The sequence below is a fragment of the Bdellovibrio bacteriovorus HD100 genome, from assembly GCF_000196175.1.
Lineage (GTDB): Bacteria > Bdellovibrionota > Bdellovibrionia > Bdellovibrionales > Bdellovibrionaceae > Bdellovibrio > Bdellovibrio bacteriovorus.
The window spans coordinates 3,139,235-3,161,947 of sequence record NC_005363.1; the positions used below are offsets into that span (position 1 = coordinate 3,139,235).

General features: G+C 50.9%; 25 protein-coding genes. 18 read left to right on the forward strand and 7 right to left on the reverse strand.

Annotation, left to right across the window (positions count from 1 at the left end):
- The first annotated feature begins 5 nt into the window (after nt 1-5).
- From BD_RS14735 to hpt, 3 genes are read left to right on the forward strand one after another with little or no spacing between them, the layout of a single operon-like run.
- Nucleotides 6-1,034: a hypothetical protein gene (locus BD_RS14735; protein WP_011165573.1), complete on the forward strand. Its 1,029-nt coding sequence runs from the start codon at nt 6-8 to the stop codon at nt 1,032-1,034.
- Between the two features lie 18 nt (nt 1,035-1,052).
- A complete protein-coding gene (locus BD_RS14740; protein ID WP_011165574.1) occupies nt 1,053-1,841 on the forward strand; it encodes a uracil phosphoribosyltransferase in 789 nt (262 codons plus the stop codon).
- A gap of 12 nt (nt 1,842-1,853) precedes the next feature.
- On the forward strand, nt 1,854-2,390 hold the full coding sequence (gene hpt, locus BD_RS14745; RefSeq protein WP_011165575.1) for a hypoxanthine phosphoribosyltransferase: 537 nt from the start codon (nt 1,854-1,856) through the stop codon (nt 2,388-2,390).
- A 69-nt stretch (nt 2,391-2,459) separates the two neighbouring features.
- On the opposite strand, the gene BD_RS14750 is transcribed toward hpt, so the two are convergent.
- From BD_RS14750 to BD_RS14760, 3 genes are all read right to left on the reverse strand, one after another.
- Complete coding sequence (locus BD_RS14750) at nt 2,460-3,272, reverse strand: trypsin-like serine protease (RefSeq protein WP_038448382.1); 813 nt, start codon at nt 3,270-3,272, stop codon at nt 2,460-2,462.
- Nucleotides 3,273-3,318: 46 nt separating this feature from the next.
- Entirely contained in the window at nt 3,319-3,801 is a 483-nt protein-coding gene (locus BD_RS14755) for a hypothetical protein (RefSeq protein ID WP_011165577.1), read from the reverse strand.
- A 145-nt stretch (nt 3,802-3,946) separates the two neighbouring features.
- On the reverse strand, nt 3,947-4,498 hold the full coding sequence (locus BD_RS14760; protein ID WP_011165578.1) for a TMEM165/GDT1 family protein: 552 nt from the start codon (nt 4,496-4,498) through the stop codon (nt 3,947-3,949).
- Nucleotides 4,499-4,813: 315 nt separating this feature from the next.
- On the opposite strand from BD_RS14760, the gene BD_RS14765 reads away from it, so the two are divergent.
- From BD_RS14765 to BD_RS14775, 3 genes are all read left to right on the forward strand, one after another.
- Nucleotides 4,814-5,395, forward strand: coding sequence for an SCO family protein (locus tag BD_RS14765; protein ID WP_144313793.1), 582 nt, complete (start codon nt 4,814-4,816; stop codon nt 5,393-5,395).
- Nucleotides 5,392-5,850: a copper chaperone PCu(A)C gene (locus BD_RS14770; RefSeq protein ID WP_011165580.1), complete on the forward strand. Its 459-nt coding sequence runs from the start codon at nt 5,392-5,394 to the stop codon at nt 5,848-5,850. Before BD_RS14765 ends, BD_RS14770 begins: the two co-directional genes overlap by 4 nt.
- A gap of 112 nt (nt 5,851-5,962) precedes the next feature.
- Nucleotides 5,963-6,919, forward strand: coding sequence for a type IV pilus assembly protein FimV (locus tag BD_RS14775; protein WP_231839199.1), 957 nt, complete (start codon nt 5,963-5,965; stop codon nt 6,917-6,919).
- A 62-nt stretch (nt 6,920-6,981) separates the two neighbouring features.
- Here the strand turns inward: BD_RS14775 and BD_RS14780 are convergent, their stop codons facing one another.
- Nucleotides 6,982-7,680 carry a pirin family protein gene (locus tag BD_RS14780; protein WP_011165582.1) on the reverse strand — a complete coding sequence of 233 codons (699 nt, stop codon included), beginning with the start codon at nt 7,678-7,680 and terminating at the stop codon, nt 6,982-6,984.
- A gap of 161 nt (nt 7,681-7,841) precedes the next feature.
- On the opposite strand from BD_RS14780, the gene BD_RS14785 reads away from it, so the two are divergent.
- The 9 genes from BD_RS14785 to BD_RS14825 all read left to right on the forward strand — a co-directional run bounded on the left by BD_RS14785 (nt 7,842) and on the right by BD_RS14825 (nt 16,191).
- Complete coding sequence (locus tag BD_RS14785) at nt 7,842-8,714, forward strand: LysR family transcriptional regulator (RefSeq protein WP_038448389.1); 873 nt, start codon at nt 7,842-7,844, stop codon at nt 8,712-8,714.
- A 60-nt stretch (nt 8,715-8,774) separates the two neighbouring features.
- Nucleotides 8,775-9,569, forward strand: coding sequence for a thymidylate synthase (locus tag BD_RS14790; protein WP_011165585.1), 795 nt, complete (start codon nt 8,775-8,777; stop codon nt 9,567-9,569).
- Nucleotides 9,566-10,075 (forward strand): dihydrofolate reductase, encoded by a 510-nt coding sequence (locus BD_RS14795; RefSeq protein ID WP_011165586.1) that lies wholly within the window; start codon nt 9,566-9,568, stop codon nt 10,073-10,075. Before BD_RS14790 ends, BD_RS14795 begins: the two co-directional genes overlap by 4 nt.
- Before the next feature lie 102 nt (nt 10,076-10,177).
- Nucleotides 10,178-10,489 (forward strand): PilZ domain-containing protein, encoded by a 312-nt coding sequence (locus BD_RS14800; protein WP_144313794.1) that lies wholly within the window; start codon nt 10,178-10,180, stop codon nt 10,487-10,489.
- A gap of 15 nt (nt 10,490-10,504) precedes the next feature.
- The gene (gene murB / locus BD_RS14805) at nt 10,505-11,515 is read left to right on the forward strand and encodes a UDP-N-acetylmuramate dehydrogenase (protein ID WP_011165588.1); all 1,011 of its coding nucleotides are present in this window, start codon (nt 10,505-10,507) and stop codon (nt 11,513-11,515) included.
- A gap of 190 nt (nt 11,516-11,705) precedes the next feature.
- Complete coding sequence (locus BD_RS14810; protein ID WP_011165589.1) at nt 11,706-12,944, forward strand: M14 family metallopeptidase; 1,239 nt, start codon at nt 11,706-11,708, stop codon at nt 12,942-12,944.
- 151 nt (nt 12,945-13,095) lie between these two features.
- Complete coding sequence (locus BD_RS14815) at nt 13,096-13,827, forward strand: hypothetical protein (RefSeq protein ID WP_011165590.1); 732 nt, start codon at nt 13,096-13,098, stop codon at nt 13,825-13,827.
- A gap of 40 nt (nt 13,828-13,867) precedes the next feature.
- A complete protein-coding gene (locus tag BD_RS14820) occupies nt 13,868-14,536 on the forward strand; it encodes a glutathione S-transferase family protein (RefSeq protein ID WP_011165591.1) in 669 nt (222 codons plus the stop codon).
- A gap of 74 nt (nt 14,537-14,610) precedes the next feature.
- Nucleotides 14,611-16,191, forward strand: a complete 1,581-nt coding sequence (locus BD_RS14825; protein WP_011165592.1) for a S8 family serine peptidase — start codon at nt 14,611-14,613, stop codon at nt 16,189-16,191.
- Here the strand turns inward: BD_RS14825 and BD_RS14830 are convergent.
- The gene (locus BD_RS14830) at nt 16,184-17,494 is read right to left on the reverse strand and encodes a hypothetical protein (RefSeq protein WP_011165593.1); all 1,311 of its coding nucleotides are present in this window, start codon (nt 17,492-17,494) and stop codon (nt 16,184-16,186) included. The two genes, BD_RS14825 and BD_RS14830, sit on opposite strands and share 8 nt — an antisense overlap.
- A 229-nt stretch (nt 17,495-17,723) precedes the next feature.
- On the opposite strand from BD_RS14830, the gene BD_RS14835 reads away from it, so the two are divergent.
- The 3 genes from BD_RS14835 (at nt 17,724) to BD_RS14845 (ending at nt 19,837) form a co-directional block, all read left to right on the forward strand.
- Nucleotides 17,724-18,173 (forward strand): hypothetical protein, encoded by a 450-nt coding sequence (locus BD_RS14835; protein WP_041583620.1) that lies wholly within the window; start codon nt 17,724-17,726, stop codon nt 18,171-18,173.
- A 60-nt stretch (nt 18,174-18,233) separates the two neighbouring features.
- Nucleotides 18,234-19,034 carry a zinc metalloprotease gene (locus tag BD_RS14840; protein WP_011165595.1) on the forward strand — a complete coding sequence of 267 codons (801 nt, stop codon included), beginning with the start codon at nt 18,234-18,236 and terminating at the stop codon, nt 19,032-19,034.
- A gap of 95 nt (nt 19,035-19,129) precedes the next feature.
- On the forward strand, nt 19,130-19,837 hold the full coding sequence (locus BD_RS14845) for a TetR/AcrR family transcriptional regulator (RefSeq protein WP_231839200.1): 708 nt from the start codon (nt 19,130-19,132) through the stop codon (nt 19,835-19,837).
- 78 nt (nt 19,838-19,915) lie between these two features.
- On the opposite strand, the gene BD_RS14850 is transcribed toward BD_RS14845, so the two are convergent.
- The gene (locus BD_RS14850; RefSeq protein WP_080559010.1) at nt 19,916-21,100 is read right to left on the reverse strand and encodes a lytic transglycosylase domain-containing protein; all 1,185 of its coding nucleotides are present in this window, start codon (nt 21,098-21,100) and stop codon (nt 19,916-19,918) included.
- Nucleotides 21,101-21,131: 31 nt separating this feature from the next.
- Nucleotides 21,132-22,556 carry a D-alanyl-D-alanine carboxypeptidase/D-alanyl-D-alanine endopeptidase gene (gene dacB / locus BD_RS14855; protein ID WP_038448394.1) on the reverse strand — a complete coding sequence of 475 codons (1,425 nt, stop codon included), beginning with the start codon at nt 22,554-22,556 and terminating at the stop codon, nt 21,132-21,134.
- Nucleotides 22,557-22,713: the final 157 nt, after the last annotated feature.

Consider the following 22,713-nt stretch of genomic DNA (forward strand, 5'->3'; position numbering starts at 1 on the left):
TTTCGATGCTTATCAACTGCCCCCGCTGTGGTTTTCAACAACCTAAAGACAAGTACTGCGCGCAGTGTGGCGTTGATATGGAAAGCTTTAAGCCCGCAACTCCACCGGCGTGGAAGCGCTTTTTTGGCAATCCCCTGATTCAATTGTCTTTGGTGGTCGTTGTTGCCGGCGGTGTTGGCATCACTCTTTATAAAAAAGGCCAGCAAAACCTGGAGCGCCGGGTGAGCTATCTGAAATCCACAGTTCAAATTAATTCCGCTGGCGGCCCGGTGGATGTGCCACCGCCAGAGGACACCGCAAACTTTGCCCAACAGGAAACTCAGGAAGCGACACAATCTTCTGAAGCTGCTGACGGCACCATCGATGCTTATAAAGTGGAACCAACCCCTGCCGCTGTCACCGCGGTGGCTGCACCTGCCGCTCCGGAACAGACAGATCGCACGGGCCGCGCAGTCGCCAAGGCCGGAGCCCACCTGATTGTCTATTACACCGAAGTTTCTCGTGGCCGCCTGAATGCCATCTTTGGCGCCAGCCGCTCCACCGGGCAGTTCATGAATTTCAACGAGTATTCCGCAGGCATTCTGCCGGACTTTGAGAAAAACGTGATGAACCGCCCTGACATCAAAATCCTGCACAAGGAAGACCGCCCTCTGACCGCCTCCAGAACTTTGCAGTGGTCTTACACACTGAAAGACCGCAGAAATCCAGCCATTGAAATCGGCCTGACCACGTTCTTTGAACTGAACGACTTTGATAACAACAACCTGCGCGGCAATCTGGAGATTCAAAGAAACTGGCGTGAGCCGGCTCCCGGCGGCGGATTTGAACTGCAGCGCAAGTCCTTCCCGGCGATCTTTGAAATCGGCGGCGAGACTGGTTTCTTCATGTCTGGCGTGATGCCTCCGATGTCCAACATGGGCCCGGAAGAAGACCAGCTGATGAGTTTTGATATCTACAAGATCCTGCGCTCCCCCCAATTCCGTTCCGGCGAGAGTGACTTTGTGATCTTTGTTGAGTTCGAAAAAGGCAACTGATTCACCAAAGGCAGTAGCATGGCATTTCAACAGGAGCTGAGGCACCACTATGGCCCTCAAGTACACATCATTGACAGCCCTTTCCTTAACGGTCTTTTAGCCAAACTCTGCCACCCCGACACCTATCAGCCCGAAATCAATCGCATCGTGGAAGTGCTTTACACCCACATGATCTCCATCACGATCAACAACGAATTTGCGATGGAAAAATTTGAGCAGGAAACCCGCATGACCGCGATGCACCCGGATAAAAAGCTGTCGGGTTCCCGCATCAACCCGGGGCAGAAGGCTGTCAGTGTGAATCTGGCCCGCGCCGGAACTTATCCCAGCCACATCTGTTACAACTTCCTGCATTTTTCCCTGCCGGGACAAAACGTGCGTCAGGACCATATCTTTGCCGCCCGGGTGACAAACAGCAAAGATGCGGTCACTGGAGCTGAGTTCGGCGGCATGAAAATCGGCGGCGACGTAAAAGACGCTCATGTGATCTTCCCGGACCCCATGGGGGCCACGGGCAATACCATGGTGACAGCCATTGACCACTATAAGACCCATATTGAAGGTCCAGCCCGCAAATTTATAGCCCTTAATTTGATTGTGACGCCTGAGTATTTGAAGAATGTACTTGCCGCGCACCCCGAGGTCGTAATCTATGCCTTAAGACTTGACCGGGGACTGTCCCCTCAGGCAGTTTTAGATGCAACTCCGGGACAGTATTGGGACCAGGAACGCGGCTTGAACGACAAACAGTATATCGTTCCAGGCGGCGGTGGCTTTGGCGAAATCATGAACAACTCCTTCGTGTGAGTTGGAGAAAGGATGACCATGACTAATCTTTCATTGAAACCTTACATCACTGAAGAGCAGATTCAGCAAAAAGTGAAAGAGCTTGGAGCGACCCTTTCCAAGAAATACAAAAACGAAAAGGTCGTAGCGATCTGCGTTTTGAAGGGTTCTTTCATGTTCTATTCTGATCTGGTTCGTAACATCGAAGCAGACATCACTTGTGAATTCTTCGGCGTGGCTTCTTACCACGGTGGCACTTCTTCTTCTGGCGAAGTGAAAGTGACTTTGGATCTGGCGGGTCCGGTTGAAAACTGCCACGTGATTCTGGTGGAGGACATCGTCGATACAGGTCTGACCATGAACTATCTGAAAAACGCGATCCAGTCCCGCAAACCAAAGTCTTTGACGACGGTGGCGTTGTTAGAAAAGCCGGATGCGTTGAAAGTAAAATGCGATATCGACCACGTTGGTTTCAAAATCGCCAACGACTTTGTGGTGGGTTATGGTTTGGATTACCAGGGTTACTACAGAAACCTGCCTTACATCGCACAAGTTCAAAACTTCCAGTAAGCAAGACGACTGCACAAATGAAAAAGGAGCCCGCAAGGCTCCTTTTTTCGTTTCAGCAACATTTCTCCCTCAGGGACAGAGGTCCTTTTGAATCAGAGGGTCGGGAATTTGGCGGCTGATTTCACAAATTCTCTGGTCAAGAATTCCGAAGACATCCCAGTTTGAAAACAGGTTTTGAGCTCGCCCCTTGACCACACCAATTTGCTTCCACTGATTCCCGGTTCTCACAAACAACGGAGCCCCGGAATCCCCCGGCTGAACTCGTGCCCGTGATTTGGACTCCAGATACCCACTCCAGGTTTTGCTGATGTTATTCAGAGGGGCCATTCTTCGGGTGTCATTAGTGGAAATCTCCTCAAACGGGTTGATGGTAACCACCGTAGGCACGTAATCATTCAACTTACTCAATACGGAACCCACTTGCTGCTGAGAAAACAAACCAGCAAAAACAGTCCCGGGAATCACCCGCAGGTCCTGCTCAAAAACAACAACGGCAATGTCTTCGGCGGGCCCAATTTTCAAGCGAACCTTTTCAGTCTTCAAGCGACTGGTGAGCTGATGGGGAAGGTATATCTTCCCGTGAATACGTTCCCTGATTTTAGAGCCGTAACCGACACGACGACGCTCGCCATCCGGACGTGTGACATAGAGATACTCTCCGATCTGAACGTCAAACTCCCGCTTTTGCAAAGCTTCGGCTTGAAAAACGCAATGAGCGGCCGTGATCATCACACGAGGACTGACCAGGTTGCCGTTACAAAATCCACTGAGTTCTTCACGGGCTTTTTCATCATATTGGGTGACACTATAGAATACGACGGAATCAAAATCCGGACTGATGGCAGGTTCTGCATGAGTCAACGCCCACCCATTCAGTCCCATTAACAATGATAAAAGAACAGACCCCATCATCCCCCCTCTGCGCAAATCAGAACTTGCAGTTCATTTCAGCCAGAACCTTTTCCTTAAAAATGGTCTTCACTGAATCCAGTGCATACCCCAAAGAAATGTCCTTCAGATCCGGGGACACCTTCAGCATCAGCACCTGGTAGTCCTGACCTTCCGGCCCCATCGCCGCCAGCTTTTCCTTTTTCGTCAGAACACCATCACGGTAAGTGATACTAAGACCCGGACGCGCCACCAGAACGCCTTCTTTCAACGGCAACTGAGTCGCTGCGATTCGGATGGAGTCCTGAATGCCGGTTTCTTTATCCGAACGCAAGGAAACAACCACGGCACCCTTGCCGTCTTTTTGCCTTTCCACGGAGTAGTCACAAGACGTTGCATCCGTGTTCAGAAGATTGGAAAAACCCAGAACTTCTTTGGTCGATTTGGACACTTCCGTCGCGGCGAAAGTCACGGTCCCAAAAAACAGAATAACGGCGCTAATGGCAAAGAGGTGCTTTTTCATAGGGCGCAGTATAGGGGGGCTTTTTCCCCCTTGAAAGAGGCAATAAACGGCCCTTCGAAAATCCCAAAGAGCCTTCTAATTTCATACACTTAGCCACCATGAAAAAGCTGCCTGTCAAAACTTCACACAGGCCTTTTCAAAGCTTTTAGCGCATCAGAATGCCGACACCGAAAAGTACGTACAAAAGCGAGGACCCGTAGTTGATCCACTTCATCGAAATCTTCTGTGTGAGTTTTTCACCAAACACCACCGCCAAACCATCAGCAAACATCATCCCGGCCGTGGTACCCAAGGTGACCAGCAGAATGTTTTGATACTTCGCTGCCAAGGCCACCGTGCTGAGCTGGGTTTTGTCGCCGATTTCAGCGAAGAAGAATAAAATGGTCGTTGTCCAGAAGGCTCCCCATTTCATATTGTCAGCATTGGAGTCATCTTTGTCCGGAATCAGAATCCACAGGGCAAAACCAAAGAACGTCAAAGCCAGGGCCCAGTTCAACCACTGACCTGGAACGGTGGCCGCGATCCACTCCCCGGCCCAAGCCGCCAGGGCGTGGTTTAAAACTGTCGCGGTGAAAATCCCAGCCATTACATGCCATGGCTTTTTGAACTTTGATGCCAAAACCAGCGCCAACAACTGAGTTTTATCGCCCATTTCTGTGGCGGCGACCAGTAAGAATGAATTGATGATTGCTTCCATGTGCCCTCGATACGGTTATGACCGTGGGGGCTTGCTTCAAAAAGAAAACGAGACCACACGGTGCTTTGTTAAAAACACTCGTGTCAGTCTCGTCAACAGAAGGACTTTTGGGGTCCTTAGGCATTTAAACCGGAGTTCATCACTCAGTATGTCGGTTTAAATCAAATCTTGGGAAAGATTGCGACTACTCCCTAACTACCCGGCCAACTTACGAAGACGGCAATTGAAAGTCAAAAGAAAACTCCCCGCAACTTGATGTTGCGGCTGACATTCTACACCTTGGCGAATCGGACCGAAAACTCTATAACTGGGGGGATGAAGACATCAATAAAAACGCAGTTGATTCGCTCGCTTGTCGCGGCCCTGACGGCCTTGGGCCTTTTGGCTTTTTTACTTTGGTACACTCAGCGTCCGCCGACGTTGGGTGGTGACTTTAAACTAAACCACAACGGCAAGACTTGGCAGTTTTCTGAAAACGCAAAAAAACTGAATCTTCTTTATGTTGGCTACGCGAAATGCCCGGACGTGTGCCCGATGGCGCTCAGCTATTCCGCCCAAGCCTTCAAACAACTCACTGAAAAAGAGCGTGAAAATGTGCAACTGATCTTTATCAGTGTGGATGCAGAAAACGACACGGCAGAGTCGGTGTCAGTCTACGCTCACCAATTCAATCCGGAGTTCATCGGTCTGACCGGCACCACCGCTGAAATCGATGCCGCGATCAAACCGTTTGGCGCCAGCTACATCGTGGAAAAAGATCCGAAGTCCTATCTGGGTTATTCGATCTCGCACACCGACCGTGTATTTGTTTTGAATAAAAAAGGCATTGTTGTCGAAAGCATCCAAAGCCCGCGCTCTGCCGATGAAATTATAACTAAAATTAAGGAGAACCTATGAAAGCCATCGTACTTGCAGTCCTGACAGTGGCCTTGAGCCCTGTGACATTTGCCGCAAAATCCGTAGTTACTATTTCTGATGCCCGCATCTTTGCGCCAATCAAAGGCACCAATGCGACAGCCGGTTATGGCGTAATCACGAACACGACCGACAAGGAAGTGACTGTCACAGTTGAAAAGATCGAGCCATTCAAGGCAGTTGAAATGCACGAAACCGTGGAAAAAGACGGTCGCATGGCCATGCAGAAGGTGGAAAAGCTGACCATCCCGGCGAAGAAATCCGCGGAACTAAAACCCGGCGGCAACCACATCATGCTGTTTGACCCCACCCGCGAAGTCAAAGCCGACGAGACACTGAAAGTGTCCCTGAAGGTGAACGGCAAGACTGAATCCTTCGACTTCAAAGTCATCCCCCGCGTGGAGACCAAAAAAGAAGAACATCACCACCATCACTAGTCCCAACAGTGATTGAAATAGAAAAAGGCGGAGCATTCACTCCGCCTTTTTTCTTGTATTGGACCTCGACGTTGGGACTAAACCAATTCAAATTAACTTAACAATCTAAAGTATGTTTATTATTCATCCGAACTATGTGGCCGGAGGAATAATGCCAGCACGCCACTTTATATTTACCAGTATCTTCATCTTCTCCTCGTCCGTCTTTGCGCAAGAGCCAACTTCTCCTGAGGTCACAAGTGAACCTGTTGCAATTTCGGAAGTAAAAGAAGTGGCCCCGCAGACAACGGTTCCGGCAGTACAAGCCGAACCTATTGCCGCACCAGTTCCAGTTGCTCCAACTCCGGCACAAGCTCCTGCTCCAGCTGTCGACCCAAAAGTCGAAGCTATGCAAAAGCAGATCGAAGAAATGCAGAAGCAACTTCAAACTCTTTCCGCGCCAAAAACAGAGTCTCCGACACCCCCGCGGCCTTTAGAGAGCTCAAAATCACCTCAAATCTCTGGAGAAAAGGCACTAACAACTCCGCCACTGACTTTCCCGGAATTTGAAGTGCTACGACCAAGAGACGTATCTTTAAGTTGGCTATATAGGAACGACTCCATCGAAAGAGACGAATCCCAAGGCGGTTCCACGAGCAGCTCCAAAATCAAAATGACGAAGCTACAAATAGAGTTCACAAGAAACTTCTCAAAGTTCGAACTGGGTGCTTTTTTGAGCACTGAATATGCAGAAAATGATGACTTAAACGTAAGTACGGCTATCGGAGGCCCACTCATTAAGATCAACTTCATCGAGAACGCTCCAGGGCACAACTTCATTCCATACTTTGCCGGATACTACTGCCTTGCCGGCTACGAACGTAACAGTTCAACATCCTCAAAACTGGAGCTGTCTGGAAATGGCTTGGCTTTTGGCTTTGGTTTTAACTGGTTCCCCTTCGGCGAACTCTTCGCGCTGAATGCTGAGCTAAGCCAGCTAAAGGGCGAAATCGACAACGATGCGAATCCAAAACTAACAGTCGAGGAAGAACAAACCTCTCTGCAACTTGGCTGGAGAATCTACTTCTAAAGAAAATCCAATAAAGAATAAAAAAAGGCGGAGCAATCACTCCGCCTTTTTTCGTTTTAGACCTAGCGCAAGTCAAATAGTAGGAATTCGGTTTCCTTCAAGGCTTTGATCTTCAGGTTCTCTTCCTCGACGACCAGGGCATCCCCTGATTTCAGAATTTGACCGTTCACGTCCAGTTCACCTTCGGCCAATTGCAGCCAGGCTCCCCGTTTGGAACGCAAAGCGAATTCCTGCTCATACCCTTCGGTAAAGACCGACGCATACAGATCCGCATCCTGGTTGATCTTCTGACTGCCCTCGCGGCCGTCTTTGGAAACGATCAGTTTGAACTGATTCAGTTTCTGTTCACGGGTGAAGGACTGCTGGGTGTAACCCGGAGTCGCTCCAACCACGTCAGGCATGATCCAGATCTGGAACAGCTGAAGATCCTCCGTCTCGGACGGATTGTATTCGCTGTGGCGCATACCGGTTCCGGCGTGCATCGTTTGAATTTCTCCGGCTTTAATCTGACCGACGTTGCCCAGACTGTCTCTGTGCTCCACGGCGCCTTTCAGCACATAAGTGATGATCTCCATGTCACGGTGCGGGTGCGCAGGGAATCCGGAGGATTTGGCAATCCAGTCCTGATTGATCACACGCAAGTCCCGGTAACCCATGAACTTTGGATCGTAGTAGTCGGCGAAAGAAAACGTGTGCATGGATTTCAGCCAGCCACCGAACTCTGCATAGCCTCTGTCCTCGGATTTGCGTTGATACATCATAATGACCTCCCACTTGAAACGGAGACTTGGTTGATTGTTGTCTGCTTTAGCTTGGGCAGGAACTCCATTTCTTCGTAAATAATATTACACAACTAGACGATCTAAAAAAATTATAATTTTTTGATTAACATGATCTAATTTTTTGATATACTTTTTGAGGTATGACACTGGATCAACTGCAAGTACTTCAAACCATAGTTAAATCGGGAAGCTTCCGGGCCGCTTCCCAGGAACTGCATCGCGCGCAAAGTGCGGTCAGCTATGCCATGCGCACTCTTGAAGGTGAGCTGGGCTTTAAAATTTTCAGCCGTGACCAGTACCGCCCGACATTGACCCCGCAGGGCCGCGCTTTCTTAAAGAAAGCCGACGACCTGATCCTTCAGTTCACTGAGCTGGGGGAAACTGCAGAATTATTGAAAAGAGGACATGAACCGATCATCCGTCTGGCCGTCAGCGCTCTGTGGCCCCTCCCGAACTTGGTCAGTGCGCTGAAGGAATTCTCCTCCCGTTTCCCCCAGACGGAGATCAAAATTATCCACGATGTTCTGAGTGCCGATGAACATCTGCTGGAGGATCATGCCGACATTTCCTTAGGCACAATTTTCAACGACAAAGGGCTTCTCATCACTGAGGAGCTTTTCACTGTGAACATGGTGATGGTGTGTTCGGCCAAGCATCCGCTGGCGAAGCTGAAAAAAACCACCACCGAGGATCTGAAGAAATATCCTCAGATTGTTCTTTCCAGCACAGTGAAAAGCTCCAATCGCTCGGGAGGTGTCGTGAATCCCGCCAACACCATCAGCGTTCAGGATCTGCAAACGAAGAAGGCCTTCTTAGAGGGCGGCTTGGGTTACGGACGCATGCCAGATTTCGCAGTTAAAGAGGAAATCAAGCAAAAATCCCTCGTGACACTGGGGCAAAAAGCGATCCCGCTTCACGCCAGCATCGGTCGACACTCCGCGAAGGAGCTTGGCCCGTGCGGCAAATTCCTCTGGGACTATTTTTCACGTGGACAAGGCAAGAAGCTAAAATAGAATGTTCAGCGACACAGGGACCATAACTTTCCCACAGTACGGTACCCGCAAGGAGGCAGAATGAAGCAGTATCACGATCTCATCAAAACAGTTCTAGAACATGGCGTGAAAAAAGAGGACCGCACAGGCACCGGCACTATTTCCATGTTCGGTTATCAGATGCGCTACAATCTGCAAGAGGGCTTCCCTCTGCTGACCACCAAAAAACTGCACACGCGCTCGATCTTTCATGAACTGCTGTGGTTCCTGAAGGGTGAAACCAACATCAAGTATCTTCACGACAACAAAGTGACGATCTGGGATGAATGGGCTGATGAAAACGGCAACCTGGGCCCGGTGTACGGAAAACAATGGCGCTCCTGGGAAACGGCCGACGGCCGCACCATCGATCAGATCACCAACGTCGTAGAGCAAATCAAAAAGAATCCGAACTCCCGCCGCATGCTGGTGGTGGCGTTCAATCCGGGCGACGTTGACAAGATGGCTTTGCCGCCATGTCACGCCTTCTTCCAGTTCTATGTGGCGAACGGAAAGCTTTCCTGCCAGCTGTATCAGCGCAGTGCTGATATCTTCCTGGGCGTGCCGTTCAATATCGCCAGCTACGCTTTGCTGACCCATATGATCGCGCAAGTTTGTGATCTTGAAGTGGGTGACTTTGTTCACACCCTGGGTGATGCGCATCTTTACCTGAATCACCTTGAACAGGCGAACCTGCAACTGACCCGTGAATTCCGTCCACTGCCTCAGTTGAAACTGAACCCGGCAAAGAAGGATCTTTTCGACTTCACTTACGAAGACATCGAAATCATCGGTTACGATCCGCACCCGGCCATCAAGGCTGAGGTGGCAGTATGATTTTGACTCATGTGGTGGCCTGTTCGCAGAACCGTGTGATTGGCGCGCAAGGGGGCCTTCCCTGGAGTCTGCCCGAGGACATGAAGTTCTTCCGCGAAACCACCAAGGGTCATATCATGATCATGGGGCGCAAGACGTTTGATTCTTTCAACGGCCGCGCCCTTCCCAACCGCTACCACATAGTGGTGACACGCGACCCGTCCAAACAAAGCTTCAACTCCACCGAATCCAGCCCCGTGGTTTTCGTTGCTTCCATCGAAGAAGCGGTGAAACACGCCGAACCTTTGACTGCAAAATGGGGCGACGAGGTTTTCATTATTGGCGGCGGCGAAATCTACAAACAGGCAATGCCGATCACGGACAAAATCTATCTGACGCTGATCCACCGCGAGTTTCCGGGGGACACTTATTACCCTGAAATTGACGAAAAGGTGTTCACTCAGACTGAGCGACGTGACATCGAAACGCCTATTCCTTTTTCGTTTCTGACTTACTTGCGCAAGTAGGGTCCAGAATCAAGTCTCATGTTGAGACTGATTCAATTTGGACTCTACCAACGCGATATTTTTTCCGAGAATAGAGGTAAGACGCTAATCCCGGAGTGCCTTATGAGCTCAACAACCGCAAAACGATTCAGAACCAAAGAGATGGCTTCGATCGAAGTGTACGGCCACATCGGCATCCTGGTGGCGAAGCTCAGAAACATCTCCCAGACCGGCGCTTTCCTGGAAGTTTCCCAAGGGGACTATGTCCCACAAAAAGGCGACCTGCTGAACCTTACAGTCAAGTTAGACACTGTCGATCGTACGCACAACGTGGCGGCCGAAGTGATCTGGAGCAAAGGACTGGGACTGGGTATTTGCTTTATCAACAAGGATCAAATCCTTGAAAGAATGATGGCCAAAGCCGGCTCCTTCTAATAAGATCTCTGCAACATGCAGATCCAAAACTCTCACGACCTCAGCTCTTCCAACACCCTTCAGTTGCGCTCATTAGCAGAGCGTTTTGTCGAGCTGTACACGCCTGCGGATCTGTCCACCCTGCTGATGAATCCTGAACTGAAGAACCTGCCTTGGAAAATCCTGGGTGGCGGCAGCAATCTGGTATTGCCTTCACAGATCGAGGGACTGGTTCTGAAAGTATCTAACCTCGGACGCAAGCTGATTCACGAAGATCCGGATTACTGGTTCGTCAAAGCCCAGGCCGGAGAAGTCTGGAACGACTTCGTTCAGTGGACCCTGGAAGAAGGCTATTGGGGCCTTGAGAATCTGTCTTTGATTCCTGGCACAGTGGGTGCGGCCCCGATCCAAAATATCGGCGCCTACGGCGTAGAGGTTAAAGACACCCTGTGGGAAGTCCACGCCCTGGATTTGCAGACTGGTGAACCCAGAGTCTTCAGTAATAAAGAATGTCAGTTTTCGTACCGCGACAGCTACTTCAAACAAGAAGGTGCGGGCCGCTATCTGATCTGGGATGTGACCTTCCGTCTGCCAAAGAAAAATGTGCTGCACTTGGAATACGGCGACATCCGCAAAGAAGTTGAGCGCAACAACTGGCCTCAGGATCCCCGTCACGTGGCCCAGGCCGTGATCAACATCCGCCAAAGCAAACTGCCGGATCCAAAAGTGATCGGCAATGCCGGAAGCTTCTTCAAAAACCCCATCGTCAGCAAAGAACTGCGCGATGGCTTGCTTTCCAAACACAACGACCTGGTCAGCTTCCCGTACGAAGACCGCTACAAACTTGCGGCCGGTTGGCTGATTGATCGCGCGGGCTGGAAGGGCAAAAAGCTGGGCCCTGTGGGCATGTATGAAAAGCAGGCGCTGGTTCTTGTAAACCACGGCGGTGCGACCGCAGATGACGTGTGGAAGCTGGCTCGCCAGGTGTCTTCTGACGTTCACACCCAATTCGGCGTCGAAATCGAAGCCGAACCCATCCGCTGGTAACAGACACTGCTCACGACAACATCAGTGCATGTATTTTTCTGCGATAGTGGCGACAGATCCTCGTGGACCGCTTCTGCGGTCCTGAACCTAGACTTTAGTCTCAGCTCCCCTACCAAAGCCTTGTACCCTAACACATAAACCTCTCACAATATGGTATCTGAGTTCTGTCTCAGAAACCCAAGGAGGGGTTATGAAGAAGACCACCATGTGGATGGCGGCCGTTGCCATTTCCGCTATCAGCTTTTTGCCGCTGCAAAACGCACAATCTGTAGATACCACTCAATATTGGATGAAGGTTCGCGCGGAAGACAAATTCCAGCGAAGCCTGGTTGCCAATACCGGTGCTTCCATTGAAGCGACTCGTGAAGACTATGTGATCGCCGTCGGCAGTCTGGAAGAAAAAAACGCCGTCGAAGACCTGGGACTTCTTGAAGTCAGCTTCCCGATGACCGACGCCATGGACTTCCCGGCGAAAGACGCCGCCTTCCACAACTATGCGGAAATGACCGAGAAACTTAGAACTCTGACGTCCCGGCACACCGACATTTCCCAAATGAATTCCATCGGAAAGTCCCTGGAGGGCCGTGATATCTGGGCCATCCGCATTTCCGGCGATCTTGCCAATGCGGACACTTTGCCAGCGGCGATCTTTATGGGTGGTCACCACGCGCGTGAACATCTGTCCATCGAGCTGCCACTGTACTATGTGGAATACCTGCTGACCGAATACGCCAACGGCAATCCACGCATTCAGCGTTTGGTGAATGCCCGCGATCTGCACTTCATCCCGATGGTCAATCCGGACGGAGCTGAATTTGACATTTCCACGGGCAGCTATAAATCCTGGAGAAAAAACCGCAGACAAAACAGCAACGGAACTTACGGTGTGGATCTGAACCGCAACTACGGTTACGGCTGGGGCGGCGGTGGAGCCAGCACCAACCCGAGCAGCGACACCTTCCGTGGACCATCGGCCTTCAGCGAACCCGAAACTCAGGCAATTAAAAACTATGTTGAGTCCCACGAGAACATCACAAGCCTGCTTTCCTTCCACACGTTCTCGCAGCTGATCCTTTATCCTTGGGGTCACCAGTACGAAGGGATCTCCAACACTCGTGACAAACAGGTTCACGAAGTGATGGCAAAGAAGATGGCGGAGTGGAATGGCTATGAGCCCAAACAAGCCTCTGGCTTGTACATCGCCAGCGGGGACACGACGGACTGGGCTTACGGGGAACACAAGATCATTTCATTCACTTTCGAACTGGATCCGGCCAACAGCGGCTGGGGCTCGGGCGGTTTCTATCCAGGCGCGCAGATCATCCCGGAAGTGCAAAGAAAGAATCTAGAACCGGTTCTTTACATGATCGAACACGCTGACAATCCCTATCGCGTGCTTGATGGCAATGGTCCGATCTTCAAACCCTAGTTTAGCGAATCAAAATTAACTCTGAAAAAGGCGGCGCAAGTCGCCTTTTTTATTGCTGTTCGACATGGAATCCGTGACATAAACTTAGCGAAGGTCCAAAAAAATTCAATTGGACTGTCAGAATATGCCAGACCGACTTCATGCTTGATGTATGCCAAATATCAGCTATCAAATCATCCCGCTTCACCACGTGTGCGAAACGCAAAAAGATCTTCTGAACGATGTATATGGCCTGTGGGAGGACACCTTCGGTCGTGTTCTTACCCGTGCCGGAGTCGAACTGGATCACGACGATTTCTTCCGCTGTCATGCTGCGGGAGTGCTGTTGTATAAGAATGAAATAGTCGGCTTCAACCTGTTCACCACATTCGATCTGAATCTGCGTGCTCATCAAAATCACAACTATTTCAAAGAACTCGATCCGCAGTTTGTGAAGTCGGTCACCAAGCAGGGCAACAAAATCATGACTATGGAATACTTCACCCTGGCACCACTGTGGCGCAAGCAGTCCCAGGAAATACCCTGGGGCGAGATTCTGACCGGGCTGGGTTTGTTCTATATGGATCAGTCCCCGGCGGACTTTGTCGTGGGCACACCAAGGGTGGATCTGAAGGTCGACACCATGTGCGAACGACTGGGGGCGAGCATTCAGGGGCACATCGAAAAGATGAACTACAAGTGCGCGATCGCGGTGTTTGAGAAAAAAGAGGCACGAAGCTTTGAAAACCCGCTGACCCATCACTGGGTGCGCAAGCTGTGGGCTAAATACACACACCACAAGGCTGAAAAACACGCAAAACAGCAACAGAAAGAGGCGACAGCCGAAGAAACCTCTGCCTCACCGCCTCCATTTGAGCTGACCCTTGCCGAGGCGGCAGCCTGATAATAGACTCTAGGCCATCCCAATACCCGGAGGTATTCAAGTGGCCTATCACGTTCACAGCGACAAACCGTATTTTGACCTGATCATCGGAGACAAAACCTTTTCATCCTGGTCCATGCGTGCGTGGCTGGTGGCGGTGCAATCCGGTTTGCCATTCCGTGAAATCAACATCACTTTGGATCAGCCAAAAACGGCGGCACAGATCGCAAAATTCTCTCCATCCGGAAAAGTGCCGGCTCTGAAACAAGGCAAAATTGTCCTGTGGGATTCTTTGGCGATTGCGGAATACCTGAATGAACTTTCTCCAGAAGCAAAATTGTGGCCTGAAGACATCGGTGCCCGCGCGCTGGCCCGCACCTACGCGGCAGAAGTGCATTCCGGTTTTGCGTCCCTGCGATCCCAACTGAGCATGGATCTGAAACACTCGGAAGAAATCCGCCATTTGACTCCGGCAACCATCAGTGACATCAACCGCGTCCTGGAAATGTGGACCACCGCTTTGAAAGTCAGCGAAGGGCCTTACCTGTTCGGGGACTTCTGCATCGCCGATGCCTTCTTTGCGCCGATTGTCTTCCGCTTCCTGTCTTACAAAATTCAGATCAAAGACAAGATGGCCAAAGCCTATATGAAGAACATCCAGGACCACCACGGAGTGCAATTCTGGGTCGAGGAAGCTTTAAAAGAGAAAACTCCCCGTAAAGTCTTTTGACACCCGGGAAAAGCTTTCAACAAGCCCCCACAGCCCCTTTACATATAGACGCGAAAAGGTGAACTTCTGATCCCATGAAGTTCACCTTTTTTTCTTTTCTGCTAGTTCTTTCCACATGCTCCCAGGCCCTGGCAGCGCGCGCGATTGTGATGATGAAGGATGCTTCCGCTTTCCAGCGCACGCTGAACACCCGCGGCACCTGGTCCCAGTCCCTGCCGGGCAAAATCGAAAAAAGCCTGCCACAACTTCACACTTTCATCGTCGACACTGAAAACCCCGCCGACATCGAACGCCTGAAGTCCGCTCCGGGTGTGGCCTATGTCGAAAAGGAATACTTCCACCCGGCTCCCCCACGAGTCAGTGAGGGCGCCGTTCTTGCCAATATCGATGTCGTTACCCCCGGCAGCCCTTGGGGCATTGAAGCGGTGAAAGCCCCGCAAGCGTGGAGCAAATCCAACAAAGGTGATGGCATCCGCGTTCTGGTTTTGGACAGCGGAATGAATGCGTCTCATCCTTCGCTGGCTCCGAACTTTGAACGAGGCCGCAACTTCACGGGCGAAGATGGGATCTATGATTTCTATGATCGCACAGGTCACGGCACCCATGTGGGCGGCACCATTGCAGCTGCTGAAGATGGCAATGGCTTTTCCGGTGTTGCACCGAAAGCAAAACTGCTGGCCGCCAAAGTCTGTGTGGATTCAGGTTGTTCCAACACCGCTATCGTCGCCGGGATTTCCTGGGGGATTGATCAAGGTGTGGACGTGATGAATCTTTCATTGGGAAGCTCGGGTGGGTCCCCGGCTGAAAAAGCCGCTTTGTTGCGTGCGGATCAGGCCGGGATCACCGTCGTGGCGGCCACGGGGAACTATGGCATCAACGAAGTCTTCTTCCCCGCCTCCGCCCCGTCGGTGATCGCGGTGGGCGCTGTAGACAAAAATTTGAATCACGCGGTGTTTTCACAGTACGGCCCGGAAGTGTCTGTGGTGGCTCCGGGGGTTCAGATCGTGTCGACCATTCCCGTGGGCTCGGGTCGATCCAGCACTGTGACCCTTGCGGAGGCCACGGGACCACAAACACTGAAGGCCTATCACTTTAAGGGCACGGCGGTTCCTTATACTGAGCAAACACGTGCTGTCGTGGACTGCGGCTTGGGTGATCCGGCGGACTTTGCCGGGAAAGACGTCAAAGACAAACATGTGCTGGTCACTTTAAACCGCGTCACTCCGATCGAAGACCAGATCCGCAATGCCATGCGCGCCGGCGCCACCAGCGTGATTGTCGCCAACGACAGACCGGGCCTGATAGAAACGCGCTTGTTTGAAAAAGACAATGTGTTGTTTGCAGTGGGCTTTTTCGTAGAGCAGGCCGTGGGTGAAAAGATCCGCGCCTTGGTTAAAACATCGCCTGAAACTTTGGTCAGCCTGAAGTCTGAGCTTACAAGTTACAAAGAAACCTTCGGGACGTCGATGGCCACTCCGCACGTGGCCGGTGTAGCCGCTTTAGTGAAGGCTGCGAACAAAAAACTAAAGCCCTCAGAGGTGAAGGCTTTATTGATGAAAACCGCCACACCGATGCCGCCCAACGAAGACAATCGTTATGGCTCGGGCCTGGTCAATGCCGAGGCCGCGGTGGAGGCGGCTCTGGAAATCAAATAACTCTTTTCACAGCCATTTTAACCAGCGACTTGTCTGTCATGCGCTTTTTCACTGCGCGCAGCAGACTGTCCAGATTCACCTGAACATTGTCATTAGTGTCGACACAGACACCGCCCACCCATGTCTGATCATTCACAACATGAATGTCCTGATGGCTGGCCGCAGTCACATCGACTTTGTCACCGTCAACTTTGATTTCAGCCTGAACTGATTCGCTGGCACCCTCGCCGAATTCCGATTCATCCCAGTCTACTTTGATCACGTGGCTGTTGCTGACCTTGATCAGGCACAGGCCTGTTTTGCGGTTGATGATGCTGATATCCCCACTGCCAGAGGACTTTTTATCGCTGAACAGGCTGTCCAAAGCACCGGCATACACGTCGGACGAATTCAGTGATGCCAGGACCAGGCCCTTCAGATCGCCGGTCTCCTGCTGAATTTGCTCTTGCGGCATCAGTTCCTGAATCCAGGATTTAAACTGCGAATCCGGCAGTTTCTGCAGCTTCTGAATCAAAGTTTTTGAATGGCCGTGATAAAGCGCTGCCAACTGCACCCGGAAATCAGAAATCGGGTTAAAGAAGCTCCAGTTTTCCAGCACCTTCATGCCCATCTTGTCTGTCTGGCTGCCGAAGTGAGCAAAGATTTTCATAATCGCCCGTGGAGTGCTGGCCTGGGACTGTGTCAGCAGCACGTCACCGGAATTCCAAAGCTTCAGCAGATCCTTGGCCTGAATTTCACGGTCTTCCGGCAGATTGATTCTCAGGGTTTGCCCGTCCAGGGCCAGAACGCCTTCACTGCCCTCAACATTCAGAGCGCTGATTTCCACGCGGTTGAAGTTGAACAGCATGCCGTTCTTTTTTCCGAAATTGCGGGCATGGAAATAAGCCACGAATTGCAAAGCCTCGTGAGTGTTTCGGCGCAGAAGCTTTTCCGCTTTGCGTTTTCCCACCAGGAAGTAAGAATCTTTGACTATGCGGAAAGTTTTTCCCGAGCCATCAAGGCGGGTGCCCACCATTTCGATGGCCGGCAGCTGATCCTGCGGGAAGTACTTCGTGCGGAAGGACGCCAGATCTTCCGCCGAAGTCGGCAACTGATAACTTTGGCTGAGACGCTGGAAATAGTCCTTGAAAGTCTTCTCTGCCGACGGGGCCAGGGAAGGAATCAAGGTGGAGTTCAGGCACGACAGCATCTGCTGCTCATCGGGTAAAATGCAGGAGTCCTTATCCGCAGCCGCCGCCACAGAACCTGACGTCATCACAAAACCCGCCACCAATAGTTTTATAAGACCTGACTTTGCGCCCATGATCCGACCTCTCTTTATATATGAGTCTTAACAGAGCAAAGCCTGTGCCCTTTAATGGCGGTTTAAAGGGCAGCCAAGGACACTCCCTTTGTGCACCTGACTATTTGCGCTTCCAAAGAATGTCGACTGTCAAATTATGAGACAGTCATTTGATTTCAGGCGGCTCTTATTTGCATATAAATCTGGCCGGAACCTTGCTTTAATGCCCAGTGCTTATTGGAGTGCGAACATGATGAAGCTCTTGTTGGTTGTAGCTGCGATGATTGGATTGGGTGCTTTCCGTGCGGAAGCCACCCCGCTTTGCCATGTGGCGAAGTCCACCAAACTTGCCATGGATCAGCGCGATGACCTGCGCTTGAAATGTCTGAAACAAAAAAAGAACCAGATCAAAGTTTCCCAGTGCCTGGGTGTGGCTGCCTCCATGGAATATTCCACCAATGCGGAAGAAGCCCGCCTGGTGTGCCTGTATGATCTGCGCCAACAACCCAACCTTAAAGAATGCCACTCGATCACCAAGTTGATGGAGTTCCCGGACTCGGGGGATGAAGCCCGTTGGGAGTGCCTGCGCAAGTTCAATCGCACCATCACCAAAAAGCAATGCCAGAAACTGGCTCAATCCATGAGTTATCCGGCCAACGAACAGCGTGCACAAATTTACTGCGAGCAAGAACTGCAGTAGATTTGTCCGGTTTTGAAACGAGATCTAGGCAACATCACTGACCCGGTCTAACATGGATATGTGGTAAAGACGTTGCTGGGATCTCTTGTTTCAATCTGTTTTATTCTGACCGCTGGCTGCAGCGGCAGTTCCAGCACGGAATCCAGCTTTCCGCACTCAAACTCCCGAACGTATTTCAAAAGCACGGCAAAGATCTCGATGGAAGTTTATTATGAAACGGGGTCTGAACCCTTCACGGGAACCACCCTCAGTGGAATGAACTACTGGCAGATTCTGGAAGACAATCTGACGGCGATCTTCCAGTATCGCAGTGCTGCTCCGACCATTGCCGTTCCAAAAACTCTGGCCGAAATGACGGCGATCCCGGCTCAAGGCAAGACAGAGTGGACTGGCATCGATATCGTCAATCTGCACAAGCAGTATCACAGTCAGCTTCCCACCCGTGCAGATTCCCGTTTCTATCTTTATTTCCTGGACGGCAACTACAGCACCGGATCCGGCCCTGAAACCGGAGTCATAGGCGTCAGCCTTGGCGGGACCCCGATCATTGCGATCTTTAAAGATGTCGTGCGAAGCTCGGGGGCAAATCCCAACGGCGTGGTTCCCAAATACGTGGAGCAAAGCACGCTGGTGCACGAAATGGGGCACGCCCTGGGATTTGTGAACAACGGCGTTCCGATGGTCACAGTTCATCAGGACACGGCTCATGGAGCTCATACAACCAATTCGGATTGTGTGATGTATTGGATGAACGAAGGCGCTTCGGATCTATCGAACTTTCTTCAGAACTACATCAACTCGGGCGACACAGTGATGTGGGGTCCTGAAGTTCTTCAAGACGCCCAAGCCTATAGTGAATAAAACCTCGCATAAATCTTCATTATTTATTTACAAACATTACAGAATTGCAAAAAACCAGACTTGCCCCCGCGTCCAGTCAATCCTATTCTGTCCACATGGAACTAGGTCCGCAGAAAGGCTTTTCGTTGAACATGATGTCATCTGAAGAAAAAACGAAGAAAACTAAGATTATTGTAAAGGCTCCCACACAAGAACGTTCTCGCCAGACAGTAGCAACAATCCTGGATGCCTGCTCCCGCCTCTTGGTCAGTGAAGGATTCTATTCCATCACGACCGATAAAATTGCCAAAGAAGCCGGTGTCAGCATCGGTTCACTGTATCAGTTCTTTGGTAACAAAGAGTCCGTTGTTCAAGCTGTTGTGAAAAACATTCTTGAAGAAGACAAACGCATCTTCAGTGAGAAAATGCGTGCCATTTCCCCATTGCCACCTGAGCAGCGTGTGAAGGGCATGATTGAACTGGCTGTTGAAACCACTCGTCGCAACTCGGAACTTCGCTCTAAACTGACCACCATTCAGTACTATGTTGCCGAAGCTGCTTACATGTCCGAGACGATCCGTTTCTTCCAGGAGGTTGTTCGTTACAATCTTCCGCAGATCCCGGGCCGCGACATGGAAAAGATCTCTTACATCATGGTGAACGCCTTCATCGGCCTGACCAACACGATGGCGATCGACAATCCAACTGCCATCCACGATACAGCCGTTGTGGAAGAGATCTATCAGCTCTTCCACAAATACCTGGATCTAAGCGGCCCCGCTCCGGTGGCAGCTGTGAATCGCAATAAAGGTGATTTTATCTAAGCCATCCGCACATTCGAAAATAAAAAAGCCGGGAGACAATCCCGGCTTTTTTTATTTCCAATTTCCAATCTCTAATTTCTATTTTCTTTTATCTTCCATCGCCACCATGCGGTCGCGGCGGGCCAGGGTGATCAAAGCGACATTGTATTTGTCCTTTGGAACCGCGATCACCGTCTTAGCCGGGATCGGGTGGCCTTTGCGGGCCTTGAAGGTCAGGTGGGGATTGAAGACCTGGGCCTTGCGATCATCACCATCAAACCAGGCCACAATCTCTTTGTACTTCACAGACACCGGCAGCTTCAGATCCTGGGAATCCAGCGGCTTGGACCACACCACAGAACCGAAATACTTGCCCGCGTTCTTTTCCACTTCCAATGCCGCCAGGAAGCTTGCATAGAAGTTGCGGGACGCAAAACCAAAGGTCTTGCTGGATTTCACATCCGTCACCAACTGCCCCAGCTCACGGGTGCCGTACTTTTCAGTCAGCTTGCGCACACCGGTTGGACCGTGATTGTAACCTGTCACCGCCAGCGGCCAGGAGTTCAGCATGGAATAGTTCTGACGAAGAAGTTTCGCCGCCAGTTTTGTTGCTTCCATCGGATGATTGCGGTTGTCCACCGCAGTTGAAATCATCTTATAAGGACGAGCCGTGTAAGGCATGATCTGCCACAGACCACTGGCCCCCACTTTGGAGCGCGCCATGATGTTGAAAGAACTTTCAACAAACGCCAGACGCGTCAGTTCCACCGGAACTTTGGCATCACGGAAGATTTTTTCCATATCCTCGATATAACGACCGGAATAGAAGATCGCCTCCTGCATGCGGTCCTTTTGACCCAGCTGGAAACGCAGGCGCTCCGCCGCTTCCGGGGAATTCAGCTTCAGCGCAATTTCCTTTTTAACTTCATCAACGCGCTTTTGCTTCGCACGCTCTGTTGTCAGGCCCGTCAGATCAACGATCTCGTAAACCTTCTCAACGTTTTCAGAATCGTGAATCACACCCTGGTTGGTGGAATATTTAGTATAGATATCAATCCAGAACTGAACTTGCTTGTCCATGCCTTTGGGAATGGAGAATGCGGTCTCATGGTAACCCAGTGACGCGGTTTGATCGGAAAAGACCGGAGCACGCCAAGGACGGCTTTCTTCCGGGCTGCGACCCAAAACCTGCGGCACCACCTGCTCAGCAATATTTCCCTGTGCCATTGCCACAGGAGCGCCTAGCATAAAAACGTATAGAACTGAGACACTAAGTTTCATCATGGGAGGTCCACCTTCCACCTTTTCAATCGGCTTATTTTACAAGATAGATAAGTAAATTATCAAAAAACGCGCGAATCTTCGTCTCATCCGTGGAACCGTTGTAAACGAAAGAGAAAGTCACAACTCGCCCGTCTTCCAAACCCGCATAACCCGCTAATGAGACCACGCCTGTCAGGAATCCCGTTTTCGCACGCACCCAGCGTTCTGCCGGAGAATTCTTCATGCGTTTTTTAAGCGTGCCATCAACCCCGGCGATCGGCAAGGAGGTCAGGAACTCGGGCTGGACCCGGAAATCGTTGCGTAAATGCTGCAGGACCTTCCACATCGCGAAAGAGGACAGCTTGTTCTGGCGCGACAAACCTGAAGGAGACTGCAGATTGTATTGCTCTGCCGGCACACCCAGACTTTGCATGTGCTCATTGATAACAAGCACGCCGTCGGCCAGCGTCGCCCCTTTTGTTTTTTTCACCGCCCCCAAATTCTTGGTCAGCATCTCGGCAACATAGTTGTTTGAAAACTTGTTCATGTCGGCAACCATCTGCTCAATCGGTTTGCTTTCCGATTCAGCCACCAGTTCGGCCTTCTCTGGTGTGACACCGTTCCTGATCGTACCGGTGAGTTGAATTCCTCTTTGCGCCAGGAAAGCTTTCAAATTGTATCCTGCCCAAAGGTCCGGCTGCGTGATGTTCTTAAAGACCACCACTTCCTTCAAACCCTGACCAATGCTGCCACCCACGTGAATCACATCACCTGGGAATTTCTTGTCTTCATCGCGGTCCGCCAGCAGATTGTTCGCGGAACCGCTCACCGTCTTGGCCTTGTTCACCAGGCGGATATAGTCATTTTCCGGATCAATCGTCACTTCAGCACCGTTACCGGCCCCGTTGGCACGCACAAAGATATTCACCGAATTCCAGTTGAAACTCATCGCCCCGACCGGCGCATCGTAAGCGCGATCCACACGCTCTTTCTGACGGCTCAAGTCGTAACGGACTCTGTCAAACAGAGAGTCGTCCACGACAATATCGCCTTCAATCTTTTTGATTTTGGTACGGGTAAAGGCATTCACCAAATACCACATATTTTCAGAGACAAAAGAAGGATCCCCGCCGCCTTTAAGATACAAAGTCCCCTTCAAGGTCCCGCTTTTAAGATCCCCGCTGGTCAAAAGCTGAGTTTTGAATTTAGTCCCCGGAGGAAATGAAGCCAAAACCGCGGAAGCCGTCGCAATTTTCGAAATGGACGCCGGGACCATCATCTTGTTCCCATTCACATCCAAAAGAGTCTTCAGCTCTTCCCCTTCACCGATGGTCGCATAAATACCCAAATCTTTGGTGTTCACGCCGTACTTCTTAGCCAGCCCCTCAAACTCTTTGGAAATATCCTTAAACTTATCATCCGCGTGAACATTGAAAGAAATCAGCGCAACGACCAAAGAAATCAATAAAGCTTTCACTCAACTCTCCCCATAAAAACCAATCCAGATAACCGTTCCAAATCACCTGCAGAAAACGCAAGTCCAACAACGCAGTCAGATGAGCCTTTTTCACGCGTTCTAGACGATGGTAATGTTGGTGTTTTTCTTTCGCAAGTCCTACGGTCACTTGTTAGAC